Annotated in this window: 9 protein-coding genes; 2 read left to right on the forward strand and 7 right to left on the reverse strand. The window is 35.7% G+C overall.

What is annotated here, in order from left to right:
* Nucleotides 1-7: 7 nt before the first annotated feature.
* Nucleotides 8-481, reverse strand: coding sequence for a hypothetical protein (locus ACFS6I_RS14575; RefSeq protein ID WP_380921696.1), 474 nt, complete (start codon nucleotides 479-481; stop codon nucleotides 8-10).
* A 238-nt stretch (nucleotides 482-719) separates the two neighbouring features.
* Between ACFS6I_RS14575 and guaB the strand changes: the two genes are divergently transcribed.
* Nucleotides 720-2,195 carry an IMP dehydrogenase gene (guaB, locus tag ACFS6I_RS14580; protein WP_021191186.1) on the forward strand — a complete coding sequence of 492 codons (1,476 nt, stop codon included), beginning with the start codon at nucleotides 720-722 and terminating at the stop codon, nucleotides 2,193-2,195.
* Between the two features lie 44 nt (nucleotides 2,196-2,239).
* On the opposite strand, the gene ppk1 is transcribed toward guaB, so the two are convergent.
* From ppk1 to ACFS6I_RS14610, 6 genes are all read right to left on the reverse strand, one after another.
* Nucleotides 2,240-4,309, reverse strand: a complete 2,070-nt coding sequence (ppk1, locus tag ACFS6I_RS14585; RefSeq protein WP_380921698.1) for a polyphosphate kinase 1 — start codon at nucleotides 4,307-4,309, stop codon at nucleotides 2,240-2,242.
* Between the two features lie 132 nt (nucleotides 4,310-4,441).
* Nucleotides 4,442-10,339 (reverse strand): alpha-2-macroglobulin family protein, encoded by a 5,898-nt coding sequence (locus ACFS6I_RS14590; RefSeq protein WP_380921700.1) that lies wholly within the window; start codon nucleotides 10,337-10,339, stop codon nucleotides 4,442-4,444.
* 76 nt (nucleotides 10,340-10,415) lie between these two features.
* Entirely contained in the window at nucleotides 10,416-10,796 is a 381-nt protein-coding gene (locus tag ACFS6I_RS14595) for a hypothetical protein (RefSeq protein WP_183912037.1), read from the reverse strand.
* Nucleotides 10,797-10,949: 153 nt separating this feature from the next.
* The gene (locus ACFS6I_RS14600) at nucleotides 10,950-11,528 is read right to left on the reverse strand and encodes a DJ-1/PfpI family protein (protein ID WP_380921702.1); all 579 of its coding nucleotides are present in this window, start codon (nucleotides 11,526-11,528) and stop codon (nucleotides 10,950-10,952) included.
* A 72-nt stretch (nucleotides 11,529-11,600) separates the two neighbouring features.
* A complete protein-coding gene (locus ACFS6I_RS14605; RefSeq protein ID WP_380921704.1) occupies nucleotides 11,601-12,164 on the reverse strand; it encodes an NADPH-dependent FMN reductase in 564 nt (187 codons plus the stop codon).
* 89 nt (nucleotides 12,165-12,253) lie between these two features.
* Nucleotides 12,254-13,159 carry a 1-aminocyclopropane-1-carboxylate deaminase/D-cysteine desulfhydrase gene (locus ACFS6I_RS14610; RefSeq protein WP_380921706.1) on the reverse strand — a complete coding sequence of 302 codons (906 nt, stop codon included), beginning with the start codon at nucleotides 13,157-13,159 and terminating at the stop codon, nucleotides 12,254-12,256.
* Nucleotides 13,160-13,214: 55 nt separating this feature from the next.
* Here ACFS6I_RS14610 and ACFS6I_RS14615 point away from each other — a divergent pair, with 55 nt between their 5' ends.
* Nucleotides 13,215-14,258 (forward strand): RluA family pseudouridine synthase, encoded by a 1,044-nt coding sequence (locus ACFS6I_RS14615; RefSeq protein WP_380921708.1) that lies wholly within the window; start codon nucleotides 13,215-13,217, stop codon nucleotides 14,256-14,258.
* The last annotated feature ends 1 nt before the right edge of the window (nucleotide 14,259 follow it).

A 14,259-nucleotide genomic window follows, 5' to 3' on the forward strand; every position in this document is an offset into this window, starting at 1 on the left:
ATTTTAATTATCTCAAAGTGTATTTGATACCGAATGAAAAAGTCGATGCATCAAAATCATTACCGTGGTTTAATCTCCAATCTGGTTTCCAATCTGCGTGAAAACCAATAGGTGCAGCAGGAATTTTAAATTCTAGACCTAATTGAGGACGAAGTGCAACCCAAGTTTGATTATCACCTGCATCAATAAAAGATAATTGAGCACCAACACCTGCATACCAACCTAATCCTTTAGCACCAGAAAATGGTCTTGCATATTGGTAATCTGCTCCTACAGCAACCACATGGTCATCGAACATAATTTGCGCTTGTCCGTTGTTTGCGCCTCCCATAGACTGTTTGTACTGAACACCCCATAAATCACCAGCTGTACCGTCAAATACAACACCAATTGCAGCGCGTTGTGGTGATTGTGCTTTTGCCTCCTGTGCTCCTAGAGCTAATATGGCAACAGCTGCTACCGATAGTAATACTTTTTTCATAATATGTGTTTTATATAAATTCAATTTAGACATCTTATGCAAATAACCTGCCAAAAGTTGTTACGTACGATGCCAGAATGTTGGGGGGTGATAAGGTTATATGATTAAGCTAATGAGAATGAGCGGTTAACTACATGTTAGGATAATCATTTAAATGTAATTAGTGAAATTAATTTTTATATTTCGCTGAAAATACTTAATTTTGCCTGGCAAATAGAGAACCCAATACATATTTGCCATGCAATTAGATCCACAAAAATTCGTAGCAGAAGGACTTACCTACGACGACGTATTATTAATTCCAGCTTATTCTGAAGTTTTACCACGTGATGTCGATACAAGTACTTTTCTGACAAAAAAAATCAAATTAAATATTCCATTAGTATCTGCGGCTATGGACACGGTGACGGGTGCTGATTTAGCTATTGCTATCGCACAAGCCGGCGGTATTGGTATGTTGCATAAGAACATGACGATTGCAGAGCAGGCTGCTGAAGTACGTAAAGTAAAGCGTTCAGAAAGCGGCATGATTCAAGATCCTGTTACTTTATTGCAAACTGCAACAGTAGGAGATGCTTTTAAAATTATGAAAGATCATAAGATTGGCGGCATTCCTGTAATAGATGAAAAAGGCAAGTTAGTTGGTATTGTAACGAACCGTGATTTACGTTTCCAAAAAGTCATGAGTCAACCGATCTCTTCGTTAATGACGAAAGACAATCTTGTTACTGCACCAGAAGGGACAGATTTAGTACGAGCAGAAGAAATTTTACAAGATCATAAGATTGAAAAACTTCCAGTTGTTGATAATGAAGGTATATTAAAAGGTCTTATTACTTTTAAAGATATTCAAAAATACAAACATTATCCTAATGCAGCTAAAGATACGCACGGTCGTTTATTGGTTGGTGGTGCAGTTGGTGTCACTCCAGATACTTTAGATCGTGTAGAAGCTTTAGTAAAAGCTGGTGTTGATGTGATTACTATTGATACTGCACACGGTCATTCAAAAGGTGTAATTGATAAATTGAAATTGGTGAAAGCAACATTCCCTGACTTACAGGTTATTGTTGGTAATATTGCTACAGGTGCAGCTGCAAAAGCATTAGCAGAAGCCGGTGCTGACGCTGTAAAAGTAGGTATCGGACCAGGTTCAATCTGTACAACACGTATTATTGCTGGTGTTGGAGTGCCTCAGTTGTACGCCATCTATGAAGTAGCAAAGGCATTAAAAGGAACTGGTGTTCCATTGATCGCTGATGGTGGTATAAAACAAACAGGTGATATCGCAAAAGCAATTGCAGCTGGTGCTTATACCATTATGGCCGGATCATTATTTGCAGGTGTTGAAGAAGCTCCGGGAGAAACGATCATTTACGAAGGACGTAAATTTAAATCATACCGCGGAATGGGATCTATCGAAGCGATGGAAAAAGGATCTAAAGATCGTTACTTCCAAGACGTTGAAGATGATATCAAGAAGTTAGTTCCTGAGGGTATTGTTGGTCGCGTTCCATACAAAGGGACTTTAGCCGAGGTTGTATATCAATATATGGGCGGATTGAAGGCATCAATGGGCTATTGTGGAGCTGCTACAATTGAAAAGTTGCAAGAAGCACAATTTGTACGTATTACTGGTGCTGGATTACGTGAATCTCATCCACATAATATTTCGATTACAAAAGAAGCTCCTAACTACAATAGTAGAGGTTAATAAGGGAAACAAAAAAGGTCAGCGATTCAATCGCTGACCTTTTTTTATACCTCGTCTGTTTTTTTCCTGAGATAATTATAGATTTCAATTTGTGAGCGACAAGATTCCTTGTCATTTTCAACGTACCGGTTATTGAGTTCATTGTTCAAAATACGGGCTTTTACATTATCGCGCAGCTGGATCTGCAACATATCTTTGATTTCATCCCTTATTTTCTTACTGTTAATTTTTACAGCAGCCTCTATACGGTGATCCAAGTTTCTTGTCATCCAATCCGCTGAAGAAATATAGGTCACTTCTTTTCCAGCAGCATAAAAATACATCACACGAGCATGTTCCAAAAATTCGTCAACGATGCTGATGGCATTGATTGCTCTTTTAAATTTTGTTTGATTCGTGGCGCAATAGATACCTCTTACAATGAGATCAAGCTGTACACCCGCTTCGGCGGCATCATATAATTTCTTAATCAATATCCGATCACTGAGCGAGTTCACCTTTAAGATGATACGCGCTTTTCTTCCAGCTTTAACTTCCTCAATTTCTTTATCGATATAATGAATGATTCCATTACGCATATCTGTAGGGCAGATGAGTAGGCTATTGCAGTTTTTAATGACTTCAGCTGGATTGCTTTTTGGCTTTTTTAGGAAATGAAAGACTTTGTTTATATCTGCCATGACACTTCTATTGCTGGTCAATAAACAGTAATCTCCATATAGTTTTGCTGTTTTTTCATTGATGTTCCCTGTACTTACAAAACCATATTGAATGGTTTTGGCACCAACTCTTTTTTTAATGATGCAGAGTTTTGCATGTACCTTTTTATTAGGAACACCAGTTAAAACCCGAATACCCTCAAGTTCAAGTTTCTCTTTCCAAAATAGATTATTCTCTTCATCAAATCGAGCCTGTAGTTCAAGCATTACTGTTACATCTTTTCCATTTCGTGCCGCATTAATCAACGCATTGACGATTTTACTATTTGAAGCGAGGCGATATGCTGTGATTTGAATAGTCTTAACATCTGGATCCATTGCCGCTTCGCGGAGCAGATCGATTACTGGACGAAAAGTGTGATAAGGAAATGATAGCAAGATATCTTTTTTGATAATGATATCGGTAATCCTTTGTGTTTTGTTCAGCTGAGGATGTGTAAATGCTGGGTTTGTAATAGGCAGGTTTGGTTGCTTAAATACATTAGGGAAGTCCATAAAATGTTTGAAATTATGGATTTTCTGCCCAGGTATGATATTATCTTTTTTCGTTAATTGTAATTTTTTGATTAAAAATTCGACTAGCCTAGGGTCCATTTCTTTATCAAAGATAAAGCGTGTTGTTTTACCTTTTCTTCTGTTTTTTATACCTTTTGATATTTTCTCTGCTAATGTGGTATTGATATCATTATCAATATCAAATTCTGCATCTTTAGTTATTTTGAAGACATGCGCATGAAATTCGTCGAATCCAAAATAAGAAAAGATATAAGGTAGATTGAATTTAATGATGTCTTCTAGTAAAATAATATGTTTTTCCTTCGCTGAGGCGGGTAAGATTACAAAACGACCATTTAGCGTAGTTGGAATTTCGATTATGGCAAATCTTGTTTCATATTCCCATTCCTGTTTGCGCATGGAAATTCCTAAGTAAAGACTTTTATCGCGAAGATAGGGCATAGGACGACTATCATCGAGCAATAATGGAATGACGTTCGACTCGACATCTTCTGAATAGAAATTGCGAACAAATTCTTCTTGTTTGAGGTTGAGCTGACTTGCATCTTTGATATATACATGCTGTTGCGCCATCTCTTTTTGTATAAGCGCCCAAAAATTATCAAACTTTTTTTGCTGTTTTATAACAATCGTATTGACTTCATCCAGTATAATTTGTGGGTCTTCAAAAAAGGATGTATTAGCCTCTTTGTCTTTAATATCTATTGCGCGTTTTAGCCCCGGTATGCGTACTCTAAAAAATTCGTCTAGGTTATTAGAAAATATGCCTAAGAATTTTATTTTAGAAGGAAGAGGTACTGTTTCATCAGCCGCTTCCTGTAGAACTCTGCTATTAAAACTTAACCAGCTGACATCTCTAGGAATGAATTTTCGTGCCATATTTTTTTTAATACTTCTTATTTATGCGATTAGCCTCAAATGTAAATTTACTTAATTAATGTAGTATTTTAATAATATTAAATAATTGTTAAATATATATGTAGTAACACCTCTTTAATACTATTAAGTGACTTAGTTATCCGTTATTTTGATCTGAATACCTGTCGAATGTGATGACATTTCTGGCGCATATAGATTTTGAATAGTTGTTATTCCATTTGAAAATATACCCGCATTATTTGCTCTCAACTCATATTCAAATACGTAGCTTCCTTGTGGTAAATAATCGATGAAAAAATTCGTTGCAGCGTCTTTGGTGCTTTCATAATAACCAAAACCTTGTTTGTATTTATAGGTTGATGTTACATTTGTTGGCTCAAACCCAGAAGCTCGCATATCTTTAAGGTGTATGAATGATAGATTTCTATCACTTTTTATCAAAATCCGTACTTTCACAATATCTCCAAGTTGAATAGGTGTTGTTGCTGTTATAGGGACTAGTACTTCTTTCAACTGTTCAATTTTCTTGAGATAAAGCTCTTTTTGTAAGCTAATGGTTGATGAGGCGGATCGTATCTGATCTAATTGTTCAAAATACTGATAATACAAACCTCCTAATGCTATGCCAGGACTTGCTTTTGAGATCTCAACTTTCCCTAATGCAGGTTTAATTTCTTTTTTCATCCAACTTTCTTTCCTGTAACCAGAACCGATTTGTTTCGATATTTGTGTTTCATCTAAGGGTTTACCCGCGACTTTTATGGTAAGACCTTCTGGAGCATCTAGCCAGTTTTCGCCATAGTTGATCAAGGCATCAACAGCAGCAACGGTCGCTTTAGTTGAATTCCAGTGTCGTACTTGTTTGTTTTTGATCAACCAGATCTTCATATTTTCAATTGCTTTTTTATCTTGACTTACTTCGTCAAATGCTCTTATCAGTTGGGCTTGTGTCTCAATTGGTGCTTCGTACCAAGACCAGCCAGGTTGATTTTGATTCCAGTACATACCTTTTTCAACAGATTCAATAGATTTTTGTTGCAATTGTTTGATGACTAGTGCAGCGGATTCCTTAAAGTTGTAGCGATTTAAAATAAGGGCTACTTTGGCTTGCGTGCTAATACTGTATGTTAGTTTGTTTTTATCTATCTCTTTTAGAAAATAGGCAATAGCTGGTTCCAGTTGCGTATTTTTATCTTCAGGCGAATAACTGCTTCTTACGAAGAGATATTCGATTCCTTGATCAATATTAGGTTTCATCTTATTGTCTTGCTGAAAACGCGACCAATTATGTAAAATCTCATTGTCTAAAAATGCGAAGCCTTTCGTGATGATCGGCTTAACCATATTTGTCAAATCAAATTCAGCAATGATGCCTTTCGCATTTAATTTATTGATGCCCTCAAGAATATAGGTGGAGACCTGGAAATTCTCATTACCTCCAGGATACCATGAAAACCCTCCACGGGATGATTGCAATGCAGCAAGTTTCGTGACGTCTGTTTTTAATGTATTTTTAAGCGTATTCTGATCAAATAGATGTGCAATATTCTTCATTGTTTCTTCCTCATTAATTGCATCTTTTAACCAAGGTGTTTCCTGTATCATAATTGCTTTCAATTCCTCATTGATACGTAAATTTGATTGAAGTTGTTGTTTACCTTTCCATTGTTCAAATACAGGTTTTATTTTTGGGTGCTGATTGACCAGATGTGCAGAAAATGAATTTAGATAGAATTTACTGAAAATTGATTCCGATGATTCATATGGATACTCGTTGACATAAGGTAGCGCAAATAAGGCATGATAGATCGGATTGCTTGTTAATTCTACTGTATAGCGGTATGGTTCGGAAGTAGACGAGCCCTGTTGTAAACTTTTCATTTCAAAAGATTTCGACTGACCTTCTCTTACAGCAATAGGTAAAGTTTCTGTGACTAACATACTGTTTTTTAGAACAGGAATAGTGGATTCTTCACCGTCAGAGAAGTTACCTCCTTTTGCCACGATACGGTAGGTGATGGCTTCAATATTCTCAGGGATCGAAATTTCCCAGCTCGTATTTTCACTGCCTTTAGCAATTACTGTAATTTGTTTTATTGGAATGTTAAGAGCTAGGGGCGCCATGGTAATTGCATCAAACATTTCTAGCGAAACAGAGGTTTTTAAATCATTTGCAGACAAGTTATTGACCTTTGCTTTGATTGTTATTTGATCTGCTTCTCTAAAGAAACGTGGCATATTGGGTACAATCATCAGATCTTTTTGTGTTTCAACAAAATTAGTGTAGGTACCTATAGCTAATTCTTTACTATGCGCGATTGCCATAAACTTCCAGCGGGTTAAACTTTCTGGAGAATCAAAGCTGAACACCGCATGACCATCTTTATCTGTTCGTAGTTGAGGTAAGAAGAAAGCTGTTTCCTGTAGATTTTTCCGAATCTGAATCGGGTTCTCGCCTTTATTTTTGTCGATTTCTGCTTGACTGGAGACTACGACTACCTCTTCCATTACAGGAGATGCTGCATCTGCGAGCATAAGATCTTCTTGGGCTGCTCCAGCCGCCTGTTTTGCTACTGCACCTCGGATTCTAAGCGATCCAGTAGGGGACATTCTTCTGGTACGGCCAAAATCATAATTATTGATATTGAATCCAAAATTCTTAAATCGATCGTAATCTAGTGCCGTGTTGAAATTCAATTCGCCAAAATTTTGGGTGAACGTACTTCTGCTGAGATTATTGGTGTAATACCAGGATTTATAAGAAGGATATGAATAAGGATTTAGAGGAAATGAAAAATCATTGCTGGTCACATTTTTAAGTTTGTCTAAAGATGCGTCATACATATTCACCAAAAGCTCTGATGCAATCTGCTCCCCTTTTTTTCCTTTAATGACCAATTCCCAAGTTTCTTTTTGTCCAGGATACAGTTTATTTCTGAAAGTTTTTGTTTCTATTGTTAGCGATGGGGTATATTGTTGTATTGGCAATACCAAAGTTTTAGTGAAAAGCTGTCCATTTTTAACACCAGTGAAATTCAATACCAAACTATTCTTGATGGTTTTAGGAATTTCAACTTGAATTGTTGTTTTCGTTTTTGAAACGACTTTAAAATCTATTTTTTCATTTTCGGAAGAAGTCATGTTGAGATGAAGAGAATCAAAATCCGTTTCCAGACTTATTTTAGCCTGGTCAGCTAGTTGATAATTAGCTTTGTCCGCAGTAACGGTCAAAGGTGATTTTTCATCTGATTGTAGCCGTGAATTGTTGATTTCAATCATCCGCTCACTACGAATAGTATCTTCCGCAACAATTGAAATTGCTTCCAATTTATATTTTCCTGCAAAACTACTGCTGTTTGGAAGTTTTATTTTATTTGATTGGGAAAGATCAAAATCTGCCTCGTAAACCACCGTAAAATCCTCTTCTTTTTTATATTCAATTCCATAAGGTTCATAGGGGAACTTCTGTAAAAATTCATCCTTAGGAATGCTATTGTAGTAACTAAAGTCATGCGCAAAATAGAATGACGGGGAGACAATAAGACGTTTATTTTCTATTCGTTTTTTTAGTATAAATTTACCTTTTGCAGGTACTTTTTGTCCAGATAGGTTTTGTGCACTTATTGTAATCGAATCCAGATCATTTGCATCAATTTGTTCTGGTGCATCTATCTGTAAAGTAAAGGGAATATTTCCGATAGTTAAGCGGGTGGTACTTTCATTGGTTTCACCAGTAGCATCCATTACTGAGGCATCGATATTGAATGATTGGGTAACTCGCCACTTGCTGTTAAAATCTTTTGGTATTTCACTTTTGAAACTAATGATAAAATTTCCCTCGTTATCAGTTCGTATGGTATCTATCTTGATTGTCTCGCTAACTGTGCGATCGATAATTCGATCATATACATCGAAAGGTCTTATTCTATTTTCAACTTTGTTGACCGAATAAGCCACCGTGGCATTAGCTATAGGAACACCGCTAAAAGATATAGCTTTTCCTGTTATAGAAATGGAGTCACCCAATGATTTTTTATCTTTAAAATCCTCAAAAGTAACCTCAAATTTTGGACGTTTATATTCTTCTACACTGAAGCTGTAATTTTGGTTGATGCCATCACCAGTAACCTGTATATAATACTGACCTGTTACATTACCTGTATTTAGGATAAATGATCCTGCTATTGATCCAAAATCATTGGTGACCAATGTTTTTTCATCAACACGTTGATTATTGGTATCGTATAATCCCACAACGATACGTTTATCAGCCATAGTTGCGTATTTAATCTTTTCGTAATTCTTATATACGATTGCTTTGAAATAGACAATCTGGCCCGGTCTATAGATCGATCTATCCGTAAATATTTTTGCATCGTAATGTGCGTCTTCTTTATGATCAACTTGAGGATAATAGTATGAATTGAAGGGGATGAATACAGGTTCATCATTAATCCTTAAAAATAGATTTCTATTTTGATTTTTATTGTTAAAAACACCATTCTTATCTGTCGCTTCATTTGATTGTAGTTCAAACTTATCTTGACGTAAGTTGTAAAATTTCAATGAGGCATTGGATTGTTGTGCACCTGTTTCCCGGTTTACGATCAGTACAACTTGATCATCTTGCAACATTGCGTATTTGCTAAAATTTAATTTTAGATAACCATAGCAGTTTTTTTCATTGTATTCGTTTTCAAATGGAGAGGAAGCATATACGATGGTATAAGAACCTGCATCAAGTGCAGGGATTAGCAAAGTTGTCTCGTGACTTACTTGATCTTTAAAATCTTTAAGATCAAAAAAGCCTTCCTTTACAACGTTGTTATTTTTGGTGAAAGTGTGGATATTGTTCCATAATGTACTATCATTAGCGTTGTTAATTTCGGATTGAAAACGATCTAAGATATTTCTGGGACGTATTATTTTATAGAATATCTTACTGACATTTCGGTGTGTCACTTTCATTAATGCCTCTTTATTCACGCTATTAAATTCCTTCGATTCAAGAAGAATTTCTGGTTTTAATATATTTTGACGGACGGTTGATAGATAGGTTTTTGTATGCGCACTGTCCGCTAGCGGTAAATACGTTTCTATTTTTCTTAGTAAGATATTTATTTGTTCTTGTTGATTTACCGCGACAATATTTGCTTTGTTTTTGTAGATGTTGATATAATCTACAATCATAATTTCTTTGAGTGGGGACTGCTTGTGTTTTGCGATCCAATTTTCAAGAATTTGTAATCTGGAAGAGTCTGGATTATTTTTGCTACGCAATAATTGGTATTCATTAAATAAGTAGGCATCTATATTTTTGCCCTCATGGATTTTTATAAGATCGTGGTATAAGCTATCGACAATTTTGGTATTACTATCTTTTTGATTTCTAGCTGAAGAGATCTGGTAGGGCTGATTTTGTTGAAGGAGATCGATATAATCATAAACTGCAATATCGTATAGCGTTGGCAGATAGGACTGCTGTGGTGATTCAATGAGTTTACTCCATTTTTCTTTTGGTTCATGCAAGAGCATGTCTTTTTCTATTAAGGCATTTTGATATAAGGATTTGATTTTATCTTCAAATTGTTTACTTGTCCAGAAAGTAAAATCGTTATTAACATCGTTTTGTACTTCAGTACGCTGATTAATGCTGTAATAATTGCTGATGAAATAATCGTTATAATTACGGGCTTGTTGAATGGTTAAAATGGCTTTAGCGGTTTTATTCTCGAGCTGTTTAATTTTGATATCAAATTCTTGAATGACTTTTAATTTTACATCCGAATCATCAGAAGTCTGTATGTTTATCTTTTGGCGATATAGAAAAGCTTTGACCTGTTCATCATACCAATTTCTCTTTACTGCTTCTGCTTCTACCTTAGCAAGAATAGGAGAGATCTCTTTCCAAAATTGATTATCAGCCAGACTGTCAATCTGCATCCATAAGGGAGCAAGATTGTTTTTCTTTTGTGCATATGAATGCGATAAGCACAATAATGAGGATATGAAAAGGAGTATTTTTTTCATGATAAAACCTATAGAAAATAAAAAAAGAGAATACAATGCGTATTCTCTTTAAATATAAAGAATTTATTGTTCCTTTTTATTTTTTATCCATACCCGATTTTTTTGAAATTTGAATCGCTTGAAACTTCTTACCGTCATAGTGGGGAGCTTCTATAGTTAGTGAAGTAGGATAGGGCGTATTTTTATCAAAAAAGTAAGCAGTAGTTGAGCTTCCATAATCATTTACCGGTAGTAAATCTATGCAGGCCTTATAATCTGCTTCAGCAGGTTTGCCAACAGAAATTGCATATATGCGTATGATACCGCCTTTATTTTGCTCATTTCTTACAAATGCAACCTCTTTAAATTCGCCAGGTAGATCTTCAATGCTCTTTTGTGTTAAAGAATCCTTTAACATGAATGCTAGAATTGCTAGAATAGGTATGATAATTAACCATACCCGTTTATTTTTTTTCATTAAACTTATTCATTATGAGTGTAAGCTTCCATTTGTATCAGTAAGCTCAGCGGACTCGAGTTGTTTTTGTAATATTTATGAAGCTATCATGAGCAAGAAATTTATATCCTTACTTATTTCACGATCTTGATAGCTTCCTTAAACGTATAGTAATTAAATTGTTATTGTAATTCCTAATAGTTTGTAAAACTCCTTAAGAATAGCTTGATGACCTGGCCAAGCAGGTGATGTTACTAAATTTCCATCTACAATCGCTTGATCTGCGGGGATGTTTTTCCATGTTCCGCCAGCAAGTTCGATGTCTGGTCCTACAGCTACATACGCCGTTAATGTACGTCCTTGGAGTACTTTTGCTGCTGTTAAAACTTGTATACCATGACAGATCGCCGCAACGGGCTTATTGTTGTCAAAAAAATACTTTGTTATTTCTAATACACGTTTGTTCAGTCGGATATACTCTGCAGATCGGCCTCCCGCTATATACAGACCATCATACTCTTCTACATTAATGGTATCAAAATCTTTATTGATTCCAAAATTGTGTCCACGTAATTCTTTATAGGTTTGGTCACCTGTGAAATCATGAACTGCAGTAGGTACTACATCACCTTTTTTGCGATCTGGTGCTACAGCATCAACATCAATACCTAGAGAACCCATAGCCTGAAAAGGAACCATTGCTTCGTAGTCTTCTACGAAATCGCCAACAAGTAATAATATTTTCTTTGCCATAAATTTGTTTTTTATCTCTCCAAGATACAAAAAAAGTCACAGACGACTATGACTTTTTCTGTTAAGGTATGGTTAAACTAGCTTTGCCGTTCTCTCTTTTAAAGCGCGTTTAGTTGCTCGTACTTTAGCTTCTAACTTACTTCTATGTTGAATATTTGTAACTCCTTTTCCGTTTTCGAAATTATTTCCAAATTCAGGTAAGGAGAATGAGTCCAAAACTTCTGCACCATCCCAAGTGATTCTATTTACGGCTGTATTTAAAACAGTAGATCCACCCATAGGTCCTGGGCTAGTCGCTAATAGAAAAACAGGTTTTCCATTGAACGTTTTACGACCTGCAATTCTGGATACCCAATCAATGATGTTTTTGTATCCAACATTATAAGAGCCATTGTATTCTGCAATCGATATCAATAAAAAATCGGATTCATCAATTTTTGACGCGAAATCTAATGCTAATTGTGGAATGCCAGACTCTATTTCTCTATCAATAGAATACAAGGGCATTTCGTAATCATTCAAATCTAATATATCGATTACATCGTCTACTTCTTTATAATATTTAGAAACTGAAGTAACGAAAGTTTTGTTAATTGAATTTCTGCTGTTACTAGCAGCAAATGCTAATATTTTCATTTTGAGCTTTTATTATTTGATGTTCAAACGTACAATATTAATTTTATGAAAATGTCAAAATAATGTTTGAAAGGTTCCAAAATAGTTATTTATTGACCTAGATCAAGATTAAAACGTTCATACATGCCCAGAAAGCCAGTTAACCCTCCGGTATGAATAACCAAAATGCGTGCATTCGGTTTAAAGTAATCTTGAGAAATCAAATCATTAACCGCAAAAAAGAGTTTACCTGTATAAGTTGGTTCGATCATGATCCCTGTATGGGAAACAAATTTTTCAATGAATCGCAAAAGTTCGGGTTTAGTTTTTGCGTATCCTCCAAAATGATATCCAGTATGAAGAGTTGCAACAGGATCGCTAGGATATATTTTGTGCACTTCATCATGAATAAAATCTGCTCCTTTTAAGACAGGAACACCATGGACAACGGTTTGTAATCCAGACGCCGCTACAGCGTGTTGTAATCCTGCGAGGGTGGTCCCTGTACCGCATGCGCAAAAAATATGATCGTACGATTCCTGTAGTGATGCTATAATTTCTTCGCATCCTTTAGAACCAAGCGGTCCATGACCTCCTTCATCAATAAAATAAGCATTTGAGTTATTACTGAAATGTTTATCAAAAAGAGCTTGCTTATTTTTATATTCGGTACGATCAGTATAGATAATTTCCATCCCAAATAATCGACACATGGCGATGAGCGGATTATTTATTCCAGGGTCACTCCGTAAAAAGGCTGTTGTTTTTAGACTAAAGGTAGCACCGGCGCAAGCTGTTGCCAAAATGTGGTTAGACCATGCACCGCCAAAAGTGACCAAATGGTTTTTATTTTCTGCTAATGCACGCTCCAAATTAAATTTTAATTTCCGCCATTTATTACCTGAAATAAACGGATGGATCATGTCATCACGCTTTATAGAGACATAAATAGTTTTTTTTTCCCAGTCTGGAAAACTAATTTTTTGTTCGGGACTATAAAAATTAAAAGATATCATACACTTTAATGTACAAAGTTAGTAGAATTTGTATGAATTAGGTTATTTTTGTACGATGGCTGAAAATTTAGAGTTACAAGAGCAAGATGATCAAGAGTTATTTGAACATTTGCGTATAGAGGTAGATAAAGGACAAGCGTTACTGCGCATCGATAAGTTTCTGATGAATAGAGTAGAGAATGCATCTCGAAATAAAATTCAGGCAGCTATTGAAGCGGAGTCCGTATTAGTGAACGAAAAGCCTGTAAAGGCAAGCTACAAAGTGAGACCATTTGATGTGATCACTGTTGTCTTGCCCGATCCCCCAAGAGATACCGAAGTATATCCAGAAGATATCCCTTTGGATATCATCTATGAAGATAATGATGTATTGATCGTCAACAAAGAATCAGGAATGGTTGTCCATCCTGGATTTAATAACTATAATGGAACATTGGTAAATGCTTTAACGCATCATATTCAGCAGTTGCCACAGTTACCCGGAAACTCTGATCGTCCAGGTTTAGTGCACCGTATTGATAAAGATACGTCTGGATTACTTGTTATTGCGAAGAATGAAAAGTCGATGACTCACTTGGCGAAGCAATTTTTTGATCACAGTATCACAAGAAAATACATTGCGCTGGTATGGGGTGATATTAAAGAAGATGGTACCATTACAGGTTATATAGGGCGTCATCAAAAAGATAGACGTATTATGGCTATGTACGACAGTGAAGCAAATGGGCGCTGGTCTGTTACCCATTACCGGGTTATAGAACGTTTAGGTTATGTGACTTTACTTGAATGTCAGTTGGAAACAGGAAGAACACATCAGATTCGTGCACACATGCAATCTATTGGTCATCCATTATTTAATGATGCCATGTATGGTGGAGACAAGATTATAAAAGGTACCGTATTTACAAAATATAAACAATTTGTAGAAAATTGTTTTAAAATATTACCTAGACAAGCTCTTCACGCTGAAGTAATTGGTTTTGTACATCCAACTTCAAAAGAAAATATTAAATTTGAAGTACCATTACCAGAAGATTTTCGTTTAGGATTGGAGAAATGGCGTAATTATGCTGCTTTATCAAAACCAACTGAAGAATAAT

The sequence above is a fragment of the Sphingobacterium anhuiense genome (genome assembly GCF_042686355.1).
GTDB lineage: Bacteria > Bacteroidota > Bacteroidia > Sphingobacteriales > Sphingobacteriaceae > Sphingobacterium > Sphingobacterium anhuiense.